Source organism: Stappia sp. (assembly GCF_048268045.1).
In the GTDB taxonomy this organism is placed as follows: domain Bacteria; phylum Pseudomonadota; class Alphaproteobacteria; order Rhizobiales; family Stappiaceae; genus Stappia.
In genome coordinates, this window is record NZ_JBLWWG010000006.1 from 186,339 (window position 1) to 202,638 (window position 16,300).

Genomic DNA, 16,300 nt, shown 5'->3' on the forward strand with positions numbered 1-16,300 from the left:
TGGCGCGGCCGGCCCGAGTGCCGAACATGTCGCCACGGCGACGCGGGTCTCTTTGTCCCGTGTCGTCGTGGCGGATCCTTGCATCACTTCGCGAGGCGTTCCTTGACGGCGGCAACCGTCGCCTCGGCGGTGATGCCGAAGTGCTTGTAGAGCTGCTCGAAGGGGCCGCTCGCGCCGAAGCCGGTCATGCCGACGAAGATGCCGTCGGCGCCGATGATCCAGTCCCAGCCCATGCGGATGCCGGCCTCGATGGCGACGCGCACCTGGCCCTCGCCGATGATGTCGGCGCGGTAGTCCTCCGACTGGCGGGCGAAGCGCTCCATGCAGGGCACGGAGACGACGCGGGTGGCGATGCCCTCGGCGGTCAGCGTCTCGTAGGCTTCCATGGCGATGCCGACCTCGGAGCCCGAGGCGAAGAGCGTGACCTTTGCGGTGTCGCTTGCATCGGCGACGACATAGGCGCCGCGCGCGGTGAGGTTCTCTTCCTCGAAGCTCTTGCGCACCGGCGCCAGGTTCTGACGGGTCAGCGCCAGAACGCTCGGCGTCGAAGTCGCCTCGAGGGCGAGCTGCCAGCACTCCAGCGTCTCGGTCACGTCCGCCGGGCGGAAGAAGTCGAGGTTGGGGATGGCGCGCAGGGCTGCGTAATGCTCGACCGGCTGGTGGGTCGGGCCGTCCTCGCCGAGACCGATCGAATCATGGGTCATGACGTGAACGACGCGCAGGCCCATCAGCGCCGCGAGGCGCATGGCCGGGCGGGCGTAGTCGGAGAACGCCAGGAACGTTCCGGAATAGGGGATCACGCCGCCATGCAGGGTCATGCCGTTCATCGCGGCGGCCATGCCGTGCTCGCGGATGCCCCAGTGCACATAGCGTCCGGTGAAGTCGTCCGGGGTGATCGCCTTGGTCGCGGCGGTGCGGGTGTTGTTGGAGCCGGTCAGATCGGCCGAACCGCCGATCGTCTCCGGCACCGTCTCGGTGATCGTGCCGAGCACGTATTCGGAGGCCTTGCGCGACGCCATGGTCGGCTTGTCCTGGGCGATCTGCTTCTTCAGCGCCTGCAGCGCGTCGCCGAGGCCGGAGGGCAGGTCGCCGCGAAGACGGCGCTCGAACTCGCCACGCATTTCGGCATCGGCGGCCGCGAGGCGCTTTTCCCATTCCTTGCGGGCCTGGCCGGAACGCAGGCCGGCGATGCGCCAGGCGTCGAGAATGTCGCTGGGCACATCGAAGGGCTCATGCGCCCAGTTCAGCGCTTTGCGGGTGGCGGCGAGCTCCTCGGCGCCGAGCGGCGATCCGTGGACCTTTTCGCTGCCGCCCTTGTTCGGCGCGCCGAAGCCGATGGTGGTCTTGGCGGCGATCAGCGTCGGGCGGGTGTTCTCGCGCGCGCTCTTCAGCGCGGCGGCGATGGCGACCGGGTCGTGCCCGTCGACCGAGACCGTGTCCCAGCCGCTCGCCTCGAAGCGCTCGATCTGGTTGGTGCTGTCGGTGAGCGAGATCTTGCCGTCGATGGAGATGCCGTTGTCGTCCCAGATGACGATCAGGCGGTTGAGCTTCAGATGGCCGGCGAGGGAGATCGCCTCCTGGCTGATGCCCTCCATGAGGCAGCCGTCGCCGACCAGCGCGTAGGTATAGTGGCTGGTCAGCTCGGCGCCGAAGGTCTCGCGCAGGTGGCGTTCGGCCATGGCCATACCGACGGCATTGGCGAGGCCCTGGCCGAGGGGGCCGGTCGTCGTCTCGATGCCGGCGCCGTGGCCGTATTCAGGGTGGCCGGCGGTCAGCGCGCCGATCTGGCGGAAGTTCTTGAGCTGGTCGAGGGTGAAGTCCTCGGAGCCAAGCAGGTAGTGGACCGCGTAGAGCAGCATGGACCCGTGGCCGGCCGACAGCACGAAGCGGTCGCGGTCGGGCCAGTTCGGGGTGGTCGGGTCGTAGTGCATCACCTGGGTGAAGAGCACCGTGGCGATGTCCGCTGCGCCCATCGGCAGGCCAGGATGGCCCGACTTGGCAGCCTCCACGGCATCGGCGGCGAGAAAGCGGATCGCATTCGCCATGCGATGGTGCTTGTCGAGGTCGGTCATATGATTTCCGTCTGTCCCTGTCGGCGGCCCGGGGAGGGCTGTGCAGTCCCTGGTTTCATCCCGCATCGCCCTGCACCCTTCGGGTGCCGGCGCGTTCTGCCGCGGCGTCGGCCCGGACGATCGCGTCCGGGGCCGCATGGCCACGGCTGCCGGGGTCCACAGGACCCTCCGGCGAGGCAGGCCGACAAATATCAGGAACCTTGGGCGAGTCAACAAAGCGGATGGCGCGTTGTCCCTCGGATCGTCCCGATCTCGCATCCCTGGCAAAGGAATGCTATAGGCACTTTTCCGGCGTGGGGCCGGAAGCGCGCACGGGTGGCCCGGGGAACCGGTGAAACGCCTTGCGTTCGCGGGCCGCAAGGCCAGAATTCCGGCATCGGGTGTGCGATAGGGCGATGGACGAGATGACTTCTCGCAAGGGCGAAAAGCCGGCGGCTGGCGCGGTCGACGCGGCGCTCGACCGGCTGTCGCGCGCCGTCGACCGTCTGGAAGCGGCCGTCGAACGGCGGCTCGATGCCGATACATCGGTTGTCGGGCTGCAGGAAGAGGTGCAGCGCCTCGGCGAGGATCGCTCGGCGATGGCGTCGACGCTCGACACCGCGGAGGCGCGCGTCGCGCGTCTCGAGGACGCCAACCGCGAGGTGTCGCGTCGTCTCGTATCGGCGATGGAATCGATCCGCTCCGTGCTTGAAACGCACGGCGGCTGAGCGGCGGCTGGAGAAGGCGAACATGGCCCAGATCATCGTCACCATCAACGGACGCAGCTTCCGCATGGCCTGCGACGACGGGGAGGAAGAGCGCCTGACGGCGCTGGCCCGCCGCTTCGACGAGAGCATCGACACGCTTCGCGGCAGCTTCGGCGAAATCGGCGATCTGCGGCTTACCGTCATGGCCGGGATCATGGTCACCGACGAACTGGCCGAGCGCGAGCGCCGGCTGAAGGCGCTGGAGGACGAGGTCGCGGGCCTGCGCGATGCGCGCGCCGCCGCTCTCGACCGCACCGCCCAGTCGGAGACCGATCTGGCCGATCGCATCGCGGCTGCCGCGCAGCGCATCGAAGGTATCGCCGACGGGCTGGTGAAATCCCTGCGCCCATCCGAAAGCTGAGCCGTGCAAACGGCTGAAACACTGGCTTTTCGGCGCTGTGCGCGCGGGTTCTGCAAAACGGGTATTGTTTTTCCGACCGACGCAACCCTATATCGGGATTGGCGTGGCTGCGCGGTTCGTCGGGAGACATATCCCCGGGGCCTTACGCATCCCTAGGGAGCTGTACCTCCCCCGACCCGTGGGTTGGGAGAAACGGCGCCCACCTACACAGTAGGTTTCCCGGGATTGCAAACTCCAACGGCCGAGGTGGCCACGTCATTCCACCTCCCCCTTGTCCTTTCCTTCACTTCCTCTGTTCGCCGTCCCGTTTCGCGGCGGTTCCCGGCTCCTTGCGCAGGGCGTTGTTGCGCGTTCATCGCAGCGGGGACCGGCGCTTGCGGACTTCTCCTCCGGGCGTCTTCCAGCTATCGCGTTTGCGGACCTGTTGACGAGGTTTGCGACGCCGTGCCGCGAATCGCCTCGCGACGGTTTTCCTTCCCCCCATTGTCGGATATGCACGGGGAAGGAGGCTGGCCAGCGGCCGGCCGCGGCACGATGCGTACGATATCAAGGAGGCGGGAAGCCATGACCGGACTGTCGGCAAACCCTTCCAGCGCCCATCCGCGCGATGCGGTGGAAGAGCTGCGAGCGGAAAAGGCGCGGGTGCGCGCCATGGCGCTTGCCGCGCGCGCCGGGCTTGCGGCTGAAGCGCGCATCGAGGCAAGCCTTGCGCTTGTCGATCATGTCGAGGCGCTGGGCTTTGCGCCCGGGAGCGTGGTGTCCGGCTTCTGGCCGATCCGTGACGAGATCGATCCGCGTCCGCTGATGGATGCACTGCGGGCGCGCGGGCATGCGCTGTGCCTGCCGGCAATCGTCGATGGCGAGCTTGTCTTCCGAAGGCTGACCCGGGACACGCGGCTTGTGCGCGCCGGCTTCGGCACGGTCGAGCCGCCGGCGGATGCCGGCGATCTCGCGCCGGACTGCATGCTGGTGCCGCTTGCCGCCTTCGACGGGCGGGGCGGGCGGATCGGCTACGGACGGGGATATTACGACCGGGCGATTGCCCGGCTTTCGGCCGATGCGGGGCGCGCGCCCGTCACGGTCGGGCTGGCGTTTCAGGTCCAGCAGGTGGCGCGCGTGCCGGAGGAGGCGCACGACCGCCGTCTCGGGCGGGTGCTTTGTGAAACGGGTTTCGTTGCGCCTTTCGGCGGCGACGGGACAGGAGAGTGACGATGCGTTTGCTGTTTCTGGGTGATCTCGTCGGCCGCAGCGGCCGGCAGGCGGCCGTCGATGTGTTGCCCGGGCTGGTGGAGGCGAACGCGATCGACTTCGTCATCGTCAACGGCGAGAACTCCGCCGCCGGCTTCGGCATCACCGAGGCCATCCTTCAGGAGGTGCTCGATGCCGGCGCCGATGTGGTGACCACCGGCAATCACATCTGGGACCAGCGCGACACGCTGGTCTATATCGAGCGGCAGGACCGGCTGATCAGACCGGTCAATTTTCCCTCCGGCACGCCTGGGCGCGGCGCCAACATCTTCACCGCGCGCAACGGTGCGCGGGTGCTGGTCGTCAACGCCATGGGCCGGGTGTTCATGGACAGTCTCGACGATCCCTTCACCGCCGTGGAGCGGGTGCTGGATTCCACGCCGCTTGGCGAGGTGGTCGACGCCATCGTCATCGACATGCATGCCGAGGCGACGAGCGAGAAGCAGGCGATGGGGCATTTCGTCGACGGGCGCGCCTCGCTTGTCGTTGGCACGCACACCCATGTGCCGACCGCCGATCACCAGATTCTGCCCGGCGGCACCGCCTACATGAGTGACGCGGGCATGTGCGGCGATTACGATTCCGTGCTTGGCATGGAGAAGGACGAGCCGATCTCGCGCTTCCTGCGCAAGATCCCCTCTGGGCGGTTCACGCCGGCCATGGGCGATGCCACGGTCTGTGGCGTGGCGGTGGAGATCGACGACAGGACGGGGCTTGCGGAGACGGTCGAGCCGCTGCGCCTCGGCGGCCGACTGGCCCAGGTGCTGCCCACCGGCTGGAAGGCCTGCTGAAAGGGGCCGAGCCATTCTGCCGCGCGATGTTTCGCGACGCCGGCGGCTGCGCTGGATTTTTGACGGCGGCGGCCTTATAACGCGCCGATCCGCGACAGGCTCGCTTCCTGCGCCCGGGTTTCCTGTCGTCCATCCCGTCGTTGCGGACGGAGAGCGGACACGGCGGGCGGACCTTGCAGGCAGGATGCGGCCGGGCGCGCGCCGGCACCCGCGATGGCTCGCGAGGCTGCATGTTGCGCAGCGTCCCGCCCTCCCGTTCGGGGGGCGGACAGTCCGCGGAGCGAACAGCGGATTTCAGGATCGAACCAGGAAGCGACATGGCCGGACATTCCCAGTTTAAGAACATCATGCACCGCAAGGGCCGCCAGGACGCGGTGCGCTCGAAGATCTTCTCGAAGCTGTCGAAGGAGATCACCGTCGCTGCGAAGATGGGCGGACCGGACATCAACGCCAATCCGCGCCTGCGCCTTGCCGTGCAGAACGCCAAGGCGCAGTCCATGCCCAAGGACAACATCCAGCGCGCGATCAACAAGTCGCAGGCGGGTGACGACGACAACTACGAAGAGGTTCGCTACGAGGGCTACGGTCCGGCGGGTGTCGCCGTGATCGTCGAGGCGCTGACCGACAACCGCAACCGCACCGCCTCCAACGTGCGCTCCTACTTCTCCAAGTGCGGCGGGTCGATGGGCGAATCCGGCTCGGTCGCCTTCATGTTCGACCGGGTCGGCGAGATCGTCTATCCGGCGTCGGCCGGCAGCGCCGACGACATGCTCGAGGCCGCCATCGAGGCGGGCGCGGATGACGTGCAGTCGGACGAGAACAGCCATGTGATCATCTGCGCCTTCGAGGATCTGGGCGACGTCTTCAAGGCGCTCGAGGCGACGCTCGGCGAGGCCGAGACCGTCAAGACCATCTGGAAGCCGCAGACGCTGACGCCGGTCGATGCCGACAAGGCGCAGACCATGTTCAAGCTCATCGCCATGTTCGAGGACGACGACGACGTGCAGAACGTCTTCTCCAACTTCGACGTGGATGAGGAAACGCTGGCCAAGCTGACGGCGGCGTAACAGGCTTTCCGGCGGAAAATCTCCGCCTCTTCGAGGAACAGCAAACGGCCGGGCTCGCCCGGCCGTTTCGCGTCTTGCCCGGCACCTGCGGCGGTCACGACGGCGCCTGACAGACTTGCCGGGGGCGTTGCGCGAACGCTGCCGAAACCGAGGGAAAGGCGGGCTCCGCGCTGTTCCTCTGGTCTTGGCGCGCGAAAGGCGTTACCGATTTGTTCCATGACAGCGGCGATTCGAATCCTGGGGATCGACCCCGGCCTCCGGCGTACCGGTTGGGGCCTTATCGAGGTCCAGGGCAACCGGCTCGGCTTTTGCGCGAGCGGCACTGTCGTCTCCGACAACAAGCTGCCGCTTTCCGACCGCCTGCGCCAGCTCCATGACGGGCTGCAGAAGGTGGTGGGCCAGGCCGATCCCGATGAAGCGGCGGTCGAGCTGACCTTCGTCAACAAGGACGCGGGCGCGACGCTGAAGCTTGGACAGGCCCGCGGCATTGCCCTGCTGGTTCCCGCCCTCAACGGTCTTTCCGTAGCCGAATACGCGCCGAACCTGGTCAAGAAGACCGTGGTCGGCACCGGACACGCCGACAAGGAACAGATCCGTATGATGGTCAAGGTGCTGATGCCCAAGGCAACATTCAATTCCGACGATGCCGCCGACGCGCTCGCCATCGCCATCTGCCATGCCCAGCATCGCAACCTGCCGGCGCTCGCCCGTCTTGCCGGAAAGGGCGCGGCATGATCGGCAAGCTCAAGGGGCAGGTTGACGAGATCGGCGAGGATCACGTCCTTCTCGACGTGCATGGGGTCGGCTATCTGGTCTATGCGCCTGCGCGCGTGCTTCAGGGGTTGCCCTCGCCCGGCGAGGCGGCGGTGCTTCATATCGAGACCATCGTGCGTGAGGACCTGATCCGGCTCTACGGATTTTCCTCGGCCACCGAGAAGGCATGGTTCCAGCTCCTGATGACGGTGCAGGGGGTGGGGGCGAAGGTCGCGCTCGCCGCGCTTGGCGTGCTCCGGGCCTCGGAGATCGCCAATGCCATAGCGCTCGGTGACACGGCGACCATCGCCCGCGCGCCGGGCATCGGCAAGCGGGTGGCGGAGCGCATCGTCTCCGAGCTCAAGAGCAAGGCCCCGGCCTTCGCCAGCGTCGAACCGGGCACCATCTCCGTGTCGCAGCAGGCCCAGGCGGCGGTCACCACGAATGTCGGCGATGCGGTTTCCGCCCTGGTCAACCTTGGCTACCAGCCGGCGCAGGCAAGCGCCGCCGTTGCCGCGGCTGTAAAGTCGGCGGGCGATGAGGCCGAGACCGCGACGCTGATCCGTCTCGGTCTCAAGGAGCTTGCCAGATGAGCGAGCAGGACGGCGCCCGCCTCGTGACGCCGGAAAAGCGCGGCGACGAGATCGACACCACCATGCGCCCGCAGGCGCTGGAGGAGTTTGTCGGCCAGGCGCAGGCGCGCGCCAATCTCAAGATTTTCATCGGCGCCGCCAAGGCGCGCGGCGAGGCGCTCGACCATGTGCTGTTCGTCGGCCCGCCGGGGCTTGGCAAGACCACGCTGGCCCAGATCATGGCGCGCGAGCTTGGTGTCAATTTCCGCGCCACCTCGGGTCCCGTCATCGCCAAAGCGGGCGATCTTGCCGCGCTGCTCACCAATCTCGAGGAGCGCGACGTGCTCTTCATCGACGAGATCCACCGGCTCAGCCCGGCGGTGGAGGAGGTGCTCTATCCGGCGATGGAGGACTTCCAGCTCGACCTGATCATTGGCGAGGGCCCGGCGGCCCGGTCTGTGAAGATCGATCTCGCCCGCTTCACGCTCGTCGCGGCGACGACGCGGATCGGGCTGCTGACGACACCGCTGCGCGACCGGTTCGGCATTCCGGTGCGCCTGCAGTTCTACACGCCCGAGGAACTGGAGTTGATCGTCACGCGCGGGGCGCGGATCCTCGGGCTCGGCATCACCGAGGACGGCGCGCGCGAGATTGCCCGCCGCGCCCGGGGTACGCCGCGCATCGCCGGTCGCCTGCTGCGCCGGGTGCGTGATTTCGCCGTCTTCGCCGGACAGGACACGGTCGACGCGGCGATCGCCGACCGGTCGCTGACCCAGCTCGAGGTCGACAGCGCCGGGCTCGACCAGCTCGACCGGCGCTATCTCAACCAGATCGCGCTGAAGTTCGGCGGTGGGCCCGTCGGCATCGAGACCATCGCGGCAGCCCTGTCCGAGCCGCGCGATGCGATCGAGGAGATCGTCGAGCCCTATCTCATTCAGGAAGGCTATATCCAGCGCACGCCGCGCGGGCGCATTCTCACCGCCCAGGCCTTCCACCATATGGGCCTTGCCGTGCCGGAGGGATCGGGCGCGCCGCAACTGGGACTCTTTTCCGATGACCGCGAAGGGTGAGGGCGCTGGCGACTGGCCGGATCTCGCTGGCCGCCTGACGGGCGAGGGACATGTCCTGCCCGTGCGCGTCTATTATGAGGACACGGATTTCTCCGGTGTGGTCTATCACGCCGCCTATCTGAAGTTCGCCGAGCGGGGACGCTCGGATTTTCTCCGCCTTTGCGGCATCCATCACGCGGCGCTCGACGCCGGCGCGCATGGAGAGCGGCTTGCCTTCGCGGTGCGGCGCATGGAAATCGACTTCCTGGCCCCGGCCCGCATCGACGACCTGCTCGAGGTCGAGACCCGGCTGACGGAGGCCCGCGGCGCCCGTCTCGTGCTCGATCAAAGGGTGCGGCGCGGCGGCGACACGCTCTTTCACGCAAGCGTGATCGTGGCTGTCATTTCTTCCGAGGGGCGGCCGCGCAGGCTGCCCGAGGGCCTCGCCGCCCGCCTCCGGTAGCCTGCCTGAGGCGGTCTTAACGCGGAAGTAACCTTAATCCATGCTTAATGCCGCTGGTTTTCGGCGGAAACAGTCCCAGTTTCGCCAAATTCGCTCGCCAAGCAGGCAGGTAACTCAGCGGCTGAATGACAGGCCCGAACCTGCGGGCATCCGGCAACCGGGCCCATCCTGTGACGGGCATCGGAAAAGGTTCGCGTCAAGCACGCAGTGGTATCGGGCAAGAGGTCCAGACATAGATGAATCCGGTGGAACTCGCACAATCGACCCTCGCGGCGCCGCAGGGCGATCTTTCTTTCTTCGCGCTCTTTCTTCAGGCGCATCTGGTGGTCAAGCTCGTCATGCTCGGCCTGGTTGCCGCATCCGTGTGGTGCTGGGCGATCATTGTCGACAAATGGCTGCTTTACACCCGCACCCGCCGGCAGATGACCCGGTTCGAGACGGTGTTCTGGTCCGGCCAGTCGCTGGAGGATCTCTACCGGACGCTGTCGGGCAGGGCCAACCACGGCATGTCGGCGCTGTTCATCGCGGCCATGCGGGAATGGAAGCGCAGCCATGAGTCGGCCAAGCCGGCCATCGCCAGCCTGCAACAGCGCATCGACCGGGTGATGGACGTCACCATCGCCCGCGAGGCCGAGCGCCTTGAGGCGAGACTGCTGGTGCTTGCGACGGTTGGCGCGGCGGCGCCCTTCATCGGCCTGTTCGGCACGGTCTGGGGCATCATGACGTCGTTCCAGGCGATCGCCGCCTCGAAGAACACCAATCTGGCAGTGGTCGCGCCGGGCATCGCCGAGGCGCTGCTCGCGACCGCGCTCGGACTGCTCGCGGCCATTCCCGCGGTCATTGCCTACAACAAGCTGTCGTCCGACGCGTCCAAGCTCTCCGGCCGGATGGAAGGCTTCGCCGACGAGTTCTCCGCGATCCTGTCCCGTCAGATCGACGAGAGGGGCTGAGCCATGGGCATGCAGATGGGCGGCGGCCGGGAGGCGTCGGGCGGGCGTCGTCGGCGGCGGCGCAGCCAGCCGATGAGCGAGATAAACGTCACGCCCTTCGTGGACGTGATGCTGGTGCTGCTGATCATCTTCATGGTCGCCGCACCGCTTCTGACCGTGGGCGTGCCGCTCGACCTGCCGGAGACGCAGGCCAAGCCGCTCGACGGCGTGAGCGAGCCGATTTCCGTCTCGGTCGCCGCCGATGGACGCGTTTACATTCAGGAGACCGAGATCGATCCGGAGGAACTCATCGCCAAGCTCGAGGCCATCGCCAAGGGCGGCTACGAGGAGCGCATCTTCGTGCGCGGCGACGCGAACACCGACTACGGCACGATCATGAAGGTCATGGCCCGCATCAGCGCCGCCGGCTACAAGCGGCTGGCTCTGGTGACGCTCGAGGAGCAGCAGTAACGCCATGCGCGTCGGGCTCATCGCATCGACCGCCGGCCATCTGGCCGTGCTGCTTTGGGGGGTGATCTCGTTCCCCGGTGCGAAGCCGTTCGAGGTGCCGCCGGTGGACACGCTGCCGGTGGATCTCGTGCCGATCTCCGAAGTCACGCGCCTGCGCATCGGCGAGAAGACGGCCGAGGTGCGCGAGGTCGAGGCGACGAAACCGGCCGAAAAGCCGGCGGAAAAGCCGCAGCCGGCCGAAAAGCCCAAGGCGGCCAACGACGCGACGCCTGCGCCGTCCGCACCCGAGCCCCAGCCCACACCGCAGCCGCCCGCCCCCAAGGAGCCCGCACCTGCGCCGAAGGAGGTGGCACCGGCCCCCAAGGAGCCCGCGCCGGCACCGCGCCAGGCGGAACCCGCACCGAAGGAACCGGCCCCAGCCCCCAAGGAGCCCGCGCCGAAGGAACCGGAGCCGGCTCCCAAGGACGAGCCCAAGCCGCAGACGACGCCCGAGCCGGCGGAGAAGAAGGCGGAAGCTCCACCGCCGCCGAACGTGCGCCCGCGCTCCAAGCCGACCCCGCCGCCGCAGCCGGCGCGGCAGGAAAAGCAATTCAATCCGAACGACATCGCGGCTCTTCTCAACAAGGTGGAGCCGTCGGGTGGCGGCGCGCCGAACCGCTCGGACACGCCCGCCTCGCTCGGCAGCCGCGAGGGCCTGAGCGGCGTTACCATGAGCCAGTCGGAACTCGACGCCCTGCGCGCGCAGATCCAGCAGTGCTGGAGCCCGCCCGTGGGCGCGGCCGGCGCCAATGACCTGACGGTCAAGCTCAAGGTGTCCTTCACGCCGGACGGCAACGTCGACCGGCGTCCGGAAGTCATGAACTCAAGCGGCAACCCCTCCTTCGGGATTGCCGCGGAAAGCGCGCGCCGGGCGGTGCTGCGCTGCGCTCCCTATTCCATGCCTTCGGCCAAATACGATGTATGGAAGGAAGTGATCATCAATTTCGACCCGCGCGACCTGCTTGGCGGCTAGGCGCGCGACGAGCGTGGCGCCGCGGATGCGGATGCGCACGAATGTGGGACAGACGGTGTTGCGATACCGCGATGCCGGAATGCAAGAGCACGAGTGAGGGAGCTCGACCTATGACGAGACAGGCAGCATTCGGCGCCCGCCGGGGCCTCGCGCGGCTCGCGGCCGTCGTCTTCGCCGCAGCCATCCTGACCGCGGGCCTTTTGCCCGCGCCGTCCGCGCAGGCCGTGGTGGAGATCGACATCACGCAGGGCAATATCGAACCCCTGCCGATTGCCATTCCCGCCTTTTCCGGCGGTGGCAAGGAAGACAAGCTGGCGGCCGAGATCAGTGGCGTCATCCAGGCGGACCTGGTGCGTTCGGGCCTTTTCAGGGCGATCGACCAGGCGAGCTTCATCGAGACCAACGTCAGCGTCAACGCGCCGCCGCAGTTCGCGTCCTGGCGTCCGATCGGTGCGCAGGCGCTGGTGGTGGGGGCGATCGACCGGCAGGCCGACGGGCGCATCCGCGCCGAGTTCCGGCTGTGGGACGTCTTCTCCGGTCAGCAGATGCTCGGCCAGCAGTTCTACACCAGCTCCGACAACTGGCGCCGCATGGCCCATATCATCGCCGATGCCGTCTATGAGCGGCTCACAGGCGAGAAGGGCTATTTCGATACCCGCATCGCCTTCATCGACGAGACCGGGCCGAAGGACAAGCGCGTCAAACGGCTGGCGATCATGGACCAGGATGGCGCGAACGTGCGCTATCTGACCAACGGCAGCGATCTCGTGCTGACGCCGCGCTTCTCGCCGTCGCGCCAGGAAGTCACCTACATGGCCTATGCGGGTGCGGATCCGAAGGTCTATCTGCTCAACATCGAGACGGGCCAGCAGGAGGTTGTCGGCAATTTCCCGGGCATGACCTTCTCGCCGCGCTTCTCGCCCGACGGGCAGAAGGTGGCGATGAGCCTGCAGCAGGGCGGCAATGCCAACATCTTCGAGATGGACCTGCGTTCGCGCCGCACCACGCGGCTCACCAACACGCCGGCCATCGACACCAGTCCGTCGTTCTCGCCCGATGGCAAGCGGATCGTCTTCGAGTCCGACCGGGGCGGCTCGCAGCAGCTCTACGTGATGGACGGCAATGGCGGAAATCCGCAGCGCATCAGCTTCGGTCCGGGGCGCTATTCGACGCCGGTCTGGTCACCGCGTGGCGATCTCATCGCCTTCACGAAGATGCATCAGGGCCGGTTCATGATCGGCGTCATGCGTCCCGACGGTTCGGGCGAGCGTGTCCTCACCGAAGGCTATCACAACGAGGGCCCGTCCTGGGCTCCGAACGGCCGCGTGCTGGTGTTCTTCCGCGACACGCCGGGGGCCAACGGTGGCCCGCAGCTCTGGACCGTCGACCTGACCGGTTATCACGAGCAGCGGGTGCCGACTCCGGCCTTCGCCTCGGATCCGGCCTGGTCGCCCTTGCTGGAATAGGCTGTGAGGTCTAGGCTTGGGCTCCCGCTCGGGCCTTGTCGTAAAGGGTTCGTTAACCACGTCGGTGAACGCGTGCTTAACCAGTTTCACTGTAGAACGGTTTACCCTGTCGGGGCGGTGGGGATCAGGAGTACGAGTTGATGATGACCTTTGGTATGCGGGGCCGCGGACTGCGTGCAGCCCTTATCGTTGCGGGCGCACTGGCATTGTCCGCCTGCGCGCAGACCAAGCCGGAAGGCCTGACCGGCAATGTTCAGCCGGGCACGGGTCAGGACTTCGTGGTGAACGTGGGCGACCGCGTCTACTTCACCAACGACCAGACCTCGCTGTCGTCGCAGGCGACGGCGACGCTGGACAAGCAGGCTCAGTGGCTTTCCAGCTATGGCCGCTACACCGTGACCATCGAGGGCCACGCCGACGAGCGCGGCACGCGCCAGTACAACATCGCGCTCGGCGCCCGCCGTGCCGATGCGGTGCGCAACTACCTCGTGGCGCGTGGCGTTTCGGCGAGCCGTATCAAGACGGTGTCCTACGGCAAGGAGCGGCCGGTGGCCGTGTGTAACGACGAGAGCTGCTGGTCCCAGAACCGGCGCGCCGTCACGGTCCTGAACAACGCCGGCAGCTAAGCCGGTTCCGGTGCGCGCAACAGTTTCCACGGCCGGGGGCGCAAGCTCCCGGCCGTTTTGCATTTGTGCACCCTCCGGTGCAGGCTGGCCCGGCAAGCGGTGGCGCTTCCGCCAAAATTTGGCCGAAGTCGCGTCGCCCTGTGCTACGCGTTCGCCCAGGCTGCCCGTGGCGGCCGAACGGAGGAAAGCATGACGCAAGTGAGGTCCATCATGAATGCGCAGGCCCTGGGTCGCGTGCTTGTGGTGCTGGCTGCCCTCGGGCTGCTGCCGGCACCGGCGAGCGCACAGCTCTTCGGCTCCAGCTCGCGCGACGATGGCGAAACGGTGGTTCGTATCAATCAGGTCGAGGAGCAGATGCGCACCCTGACCGGGCAGGTGGAGGAACTGAGCTTCCAGATCCGCCAGCTTCAGGACCAGATTCGCCGAATGCAGGAAGATACCGAATACCGTCTGCAGCAGCTCGAGCAGGGCGGCGGCGGCAAGAAGCGCTCGGACGCCGGTGGCGGCGCGTCGTCGCAAAGCCTTGCCGGGCGCGACAGCTACGGCCCGGCAAATGCCGGGACACTCGGCCAGTTGCGCACCGATAGCGCCGGTCAGCCGGTCGAGGGCCAGGGTTCGGGCGACGCGGAATTCGCCGAGGCCGGCACCTATCAGCAAGAGCAGGGCGGCCTTGGTGCCGGTCCGCTCGACCTGTCGGCGCTGGCGCGCGGCCAGTCCAGCGCGCCGTCCGGCGGCGCGGGCTACGATCCGGCGGTGCCGGGCTCCGGCGCGGCGACGCCTCTGTCTTCTGGCGGTTCCGGCACGGAGGGCGCTTCCGGTTCGCACGAGCGCAAGCAGGTGTCGGCCCTGGAGGGCGGCCAGCCGCGCGACGATTACGATGGCGCCTATTCGATGATGATGGCGGGAGATTACGGCGGGGCCGAACAGGGCTTCCGGCGCTTCCTGTCGTCGCATCCCAACGATCCGCTGGCCGCCAACGCCCAGTTCTGGCTCGGCGAGAGCTATTTCGCGCGCAAGCAGTACCGCGACGCGGCGGATGCGTTCCTCAAGAGCTACACTGACTATCCCGACAGTTCCAAGGTCACCGACAGCCTGCTGAAGCTCGGCCTGTCGCTGAAGGGCATCGGCCAGAAGGATGCCGCCTGCGCCACCTTCTCCGAACTGCTGACCAAATATCCCGGCGCGCCGACATCGGTGCGGGCCGAGGCACAGTCCCAGAAGCAGGCCGGTGGCTGCCCTGCCTGACGACGGCGGGGCCGGACCTCTTGGCGACGACGAGGCGGATGCCGCCTTCGGCCTGTTCGCCGGCCATCGTCGTTTCGCACTGGCCGTTTCCGGCGGCCCCGACTCCCTTGCCCTTCTTCATCTCGTCGCCGGCTGGCGCGCCCGACAGGCGGAACCGCCCGACGTTCATGTGTTCACCCTCGATCACCGGCTGAGGCCCGCCTCCGAAGCCGAAAGCGGGCATGTGGCCGCGCTGTGCCGCGCCCGCGGGCTGCCCTGCCGCATTCTGCGGTGGGAGGGTGAAAAGCCCACGACCGGGCTTCAGGCAGCCGCCCGCGCCGCTCGCCAGCGGCTGCTGGGGCAGGCCGCCGCGCAGGCGCGGTGCAGCGCGCTCGTCCTTGCCCATCATCTCGACGATCAGGCCGAAACTTTCCTGCTCAGGGTCGCACGCGGCAGCTCCCTGCACGGGCTCGCGGCCATGCGCGCCCACAGTGCCTGGCCACGCGGCGACTTGCCGGATCTTCCCGTCCTTCGCCCGCTGCTCGGCTTTGCCAAGGCGCGGCTGATCGCGACCTGTCGCGCCGCCGGTCTTGCCTATGCCGAGGACCCCTCGAACGACAACCCCTCCTATGCGCGGGCGCGGCTGCGCCGGGCGATGCCCGGCCTTGCCGAGGCCGGCGTCACCGCCGCCCGCCTGGCCGAGACGGCGGCGGTGCTCGCCCGCGCGGCGGCCGTGGTCGATGCACGGATCGACGCGGTTCTCGCCGACGCCTGCCGGCAGCATCCCGCCGGCCCGCTCCGGCTCTCCCTGGAGGCTCTATCGGACCTGCCCGAGGCGTTTCGGCTGCGGCTTTTGGAGCGGTTGCTGGGGATTATCGGGACGCGCGGCTATCCGCCGCGGCGCGAACGGCTCGAACGCTTCGCCGCCACCCTTCTGGCGGGCGAGGGGCGCGCCCAGGCGACGCTTTCAGGCGCTGTCGCGCGGCGGGAGGGGCGGTGGCTTTTCCTGTGGCGGGAGCCCGGTCGACAGGGCATCGCCGGTGCCCGCCATCAGGGGCCGGGGGCTTTTCTCTGGGATGGCCGCTTCCTGCTGGAGATCGCCGGAACGGCCGTTGTGGAGGTGTTGACGCTTGCCTGCTGGCGCAACTCGGGTGGAGCAAAAGAGGCGGAAAGGCTTGGCATTTTGCCCCCCGCGCTTCCGCGCGACTGGCCGGCGGCGGCATTCGCGGCGGCTCCCGTGCTGCGTCTGCGTGCAGCCGATGGAGGCGTTTTGGGGCTTCATTTCCCCGGGCTCGGGGCATCGGGTGGGGGGAAAGACCGGGACGGCGGATACGTCGATCTGCGCCCCGCGCGGTCCGTTCTCGCGGCGCCTGGCCGTGCATACGCGACGGAAGTCGCCGAAATGCCGCCGGAATTGGCGGATACTTAAGAAAATCGAGAGAGGTTTCAC

The 16,300-nt window shown here is 67.8% G+C and carries 17 protein-coding genes and 1 other RNA gene; 17 read left to right on the forward strand and 1 reads right to left on the reverse strand.

Features of this window, described 5'->3' with window-relative positions; translation table 11 throughout:
• Nucleotides 1-83: 83 nt before the first annotated feature.
• Nucleotides 84-2,072 carry a transketolase gene (gene tkt, locus ACN0WF_RS11745; protein ID WP_417773006.1) on the reverse strand — a complete coding sequence of 663 codons (1,989 nt, stop codon included), beginning with the start codon at nt 2,070-2,072 and terminating at the stop codon, nt 84-86.
• Nucleotides 2,073-2,476: 404 nt separating this feature from the next.
• Between tkt and ACN0WF_RS11750 the strand changes: the two genes are divergently transcribed.
• From ACN0WF_RS11750 to tilS, 17 genes are all read left to right on the forward strand, one after another.
• Complete coding sequence (locus ACN0WF_RS11750; protein WP_417773129.1) at nt 2,477-2,779, forward strand: DUF4164 domain-containing protein; 303 nt, start codon at nt 2,477-2,479, stop codon at nt 2,777-2,779.
• Nucleotides 2,780-2,801: 22 nt separating this feature from the next.
• Nucleotides 2,802-3,179 (forward strand): cell division protein ZapA, encoded by a 378-nt coding sequence (locus ACN0WF_RS11755; RefSeq protein ID WP_417773007.1) that lies wholly within the window; start codon nt 2,802-2,804, stop codon nt 3,177-3,179.
• A 101-nt stretch (nt 3,180-3,280) separates the two neighbouring features.
• A non-coding RNA gene (ssrS, locus tag ACN0WF_RS11760) (6S RNA) lies at nt 3,281-3,436 on the forward strand.
• A 307-nt stretch (nt 3,437-3,743) separates the two neighbouring features.
• Nucleotides 3,744-4,388: a 5-formyltetrahydrofolate cyclo-ligase gene (locus ACN0WF_RS11765; RefSeq protein WP_417773008.1), complete on the forward strand. Its 645-nt coding sequence runs from the start codon at nt 3,744-3,746 to the stop codon at nt 4,386-4,388.
• Between the two features lie 2 nt (nt 4,389-4,390).
• The gene (locus ACN0WF_RS11770) at nt 4,391-5,218 is read left to right on the forward strand and encodes a TIGR00282 family metallophosphoesterase (RefSeq protein WP_417773009.1); all 828 of its coding nucleotides are present in this window, start codon (nt 4,391-4,393) and stop codon (nt 5,216-5,218) included.
• Between the two features lie 317 nt (nt 5,219-5,535).
• Nucleotides 5,536-6,285, forward strand: coding sequence for a YebC/PmpR family DNA-binding transcriptional regulator (locus ACN0WF_RS11775; protein WP_417773010.1), 750 nt, complete (start codon nt 5,536-5,538; stop codon nt 6,283-6,285).
• A gap of 216 nt (nt 6,286-6,501) precedes the next feature.
• A complete protein-coding gene (ruvC, locus tag ACN0WF_RS11780; protein ID WP_417773011.1) occupies nt 6,502-7,020 on the forward strand; it encodes a crossover junction endodeoxyribonuclease RuvC in 519 nt (172 codons plus the stop codon).
• Entirely contained in the window at nt 7,017-7,631 is a 615-nt protein-coding gene (ruvA, locus tag ACN0WF_RS11785) for a Holliday junction branch migration protein RuvA (RefSeq protein WP_417773012.1), read from the forward strand. Before ruvC ends, ruvA begins: the two co-directional genes overlap by 4 nt.
• Nucleotides 7,628-8,680, forward strand: coding sequence for a Holliday junction branch migration DNA helicase RuvB (gene ruvB, locus ACN0WF_RS11790; protein ID WP_417773013.1), 1,053 nt, complete (start codon nt 7,628-7,630; stop codon nt 8,678-8,680). Before ruvA ends, ruvB begins: the two co-directional genes overlap by 4 nt.
• Nucleotides 8,664-9,122, forward strand: coding sequence for a tol-pal system-associated acyl-CoA thioesterase (gene ybgC, locus ACN0WF_RS11795; RefSeq protein ID WP_417773014.1), 459 nt, complete (start codon nt 8,664-8,666; stop codon nt 9,120-9,122). Before ruvB ends, ybgC begins: the two co-directional genes overlap by 17 nt.
• A 236-nt stretch (nt 9,123-9,358) precedes the next feature.
• Nucleotides 9,359-10,072 (forward strand): protein TolQ, encoded by a 714-nt coding sequence (tolQ, locus tag ACN0WF_RS11800; RefSeq protein ID WP_417773015.1) that lies wholly within the window; start codon nt 9,359-9,361, stop codon nt 10,070-10,072.
• Between the two features lie 3 nt (nt 10,073-10,075).
• On the forward strand, nt 10,076-10,522 hold the full coding sequence (gene tolR, locus ACN0WF_RS11805; RefSeq protein ID WP_417773016.1) for a protein TolR: 447 nt from the start codon (nt 10,076-10,078) through the stop codon (nt 10,520-10,522).
• A gap of 4 nt (nt 10,523-10,526) precedes the next feature.
• On the forward strand, nt 10,527-11,534 hold the full coding sequence (locus ACN0WF_RS11810; RefSeq protein WP_417773017.1) for a cell envelope biogenesis protein TolA: 1,008 nt from the start codon (nt 10,527-10,529) through the stop codon (nt 11,532-11,534).
• Between the two features lie 110 nt (nt 11,535-11,644).
• Entirely contained in the window at nt 11,645-13,000 is a 1,356-nt protein-coding gene (gene tolB, locus ACN0WF_RS11815; RefSeq protein ID WP_417773018.1) for a Tol-Pal system beta propeller repeat protein TolB, read from the forward strand.
• A 155-nt stretch (nt 13,001-13,155) separates the two neighbouring features.
• Nucleotides 13,156-13,626 (forward strand): peptidoglycan-associated lipoprotein Pal, encoded by a 471-nt coding sequence (pal, locus tag ACN0WF_RS11820; RefSeq protein WP_417773130.1) that lies wholly within the window; start codon nt 13,156-13,158, stop codon nt 13,624-13,626.
• A 189-nt stretch (nt 13,627-13,815) separates the two neighbouring features.
• Nucleotides 13,816-14,871, forward strand: coding sequence for a tol-pal system protein YbgF (gene ybgF / locus ACN0WF_RS11825; RefSeq protein WP_417773019.1), 1,056 nt, complete (start codon nt 13,816-13,818; stop codon nt 14,869-14,871).
• Nucleotides 14,855-16,279, forward strand: coding sequence for a tRNA lysidine(34) synthetase TilS (gene tilS, locus ACN0WF_RS11830; protein ID WP_417773020.1), 1,425 nt, complete (start codon nt 14,855-14,857; stop codon nt 16,277-16,279). The genes ybgF and tilS overlap by 17 nt, the downstream gene beginning before the upstream one ends.
• Nucleotides 16,280-16,300: the final 21 nt, after the last annotated feature.

What these genes read in the sequence shown, in the direction of transcription:
- tkt (WP_417773006.1), bottom strand. Translation starts at nt 2,072, where the DNA reads ATGACCGACCTCGACAAGCACCATCGCATGGCGAATGCGATCCGCTTT.
- ACN0WF_RS11750 (WP_417773129.1), top strand. Translation starts at nt 2,477, where the DNA reads ATGACTTCTCGCAAGGGCGAAAAGCCGGCGGCTGGCGCGGTCGACGCG.
- ACN0WF_RS11755 (WP_417773007.1), top strand. Translation starts at nt 2,802, where the DNA reads ATGGCCCAGATCATCGTCACCATCAACGGACGCAGCTTCCGCATGGCC.
- ACN0WF_RS11765 (WP_417773008.1), top strand. Translation starts at nt 3,744, where the DNA reads ATGACCGGACTGTCGGCAAACCCTTCCAGCGCCCATCCGCGCGATGCG.
- ACN0WF_RS11770 (WP_417773009.1), top strand. Translation starts at nt 4,391, where the DNA reads ATGCGTTTGCTGTTTCTGGGTGATCTCGTCGGCCGCAGCGGCCGGCAG.
- ACN0WF_RS11775 (WP_417773010.1), top strand. Translation starts at nt 5,536, where the DNA reads ATGGCCGGACATTCCCAGTTTAAGAACATCATGCACCGCAAGGGCCGC.
- ruvC (WP_417773011.1), top strand. Translation starts at nt 6,502, where the DNA reads ATGACAGCGGCGATTCGAATCCTGGGGATCGACCCCGGCCTCCGGCGT.
- ruvA (WP_417773012.1), top strand. Translation starts at nt 7,017, where the DNA reads ATGATCGGCAAGCTCAAGGGGCAGGTTGACGAGATCGGCGAGGATCAC.
- ruvB (WP_417773013.1), top strand. Translation starts at nt 7,628, where the DNA reads ATGAGCGAGCAGGACGGCGCCCGCCTCGTGACGCCGGAAAAGCGCGGC.
- ybgC (WP_417773014.1), top strand. Translation starts at nt 8,664, where the DNA reads ATGACCGCGAAGGGTGAGGGCGCTGGCGACTGGCCGGATCTCGCTGGC.
- tolQ (WP_417773015.1), top strand. Translation starts at nt 9,359, where the DNA reads ATGAATCCGGTGGAACTCGCACAATCGACCCTCGCGGCGCCGCAGGGC.
- tolR (WP_417773016.1), top strand. Translation starts at nt 10,076, where the DNA reads ATGGGCATGCAGATGGGCGGCGGCCGGGAGGCGTCGGGCGGGCGTCGT.
- ACN0WF_RS11810 (WP_417773017.1), top strand. Translation starts at nt 10,527, where the DNA reads ATGCGCGTCGGGCTCATCGCATCGACCGCCGGCCATCTGGCCGTGCTG.
- tolB (WP_417773018.1), top strand. Translation starts at nt 11,645, where the DNA reads ATGACGAGACAGGCAGCATTCGGCGCCCGCCGGGGCCTCGCGCGGCTC.
- pal (WP_417773130.1), top strand. Translation starts at nt 13,156, where the DNA reads ATGCGGGGCCGCGGACTGCGTGCAGCCCTTATCGTTGCGGGCGCACTG.
- ybgF (WP_417773019.1), top strand. Translation starts at nt 13,816, where the DNA reads ATGACGCAAGTGAGGTCCATCATGAATGCGCAGGCCCTGGGTCGCGTG.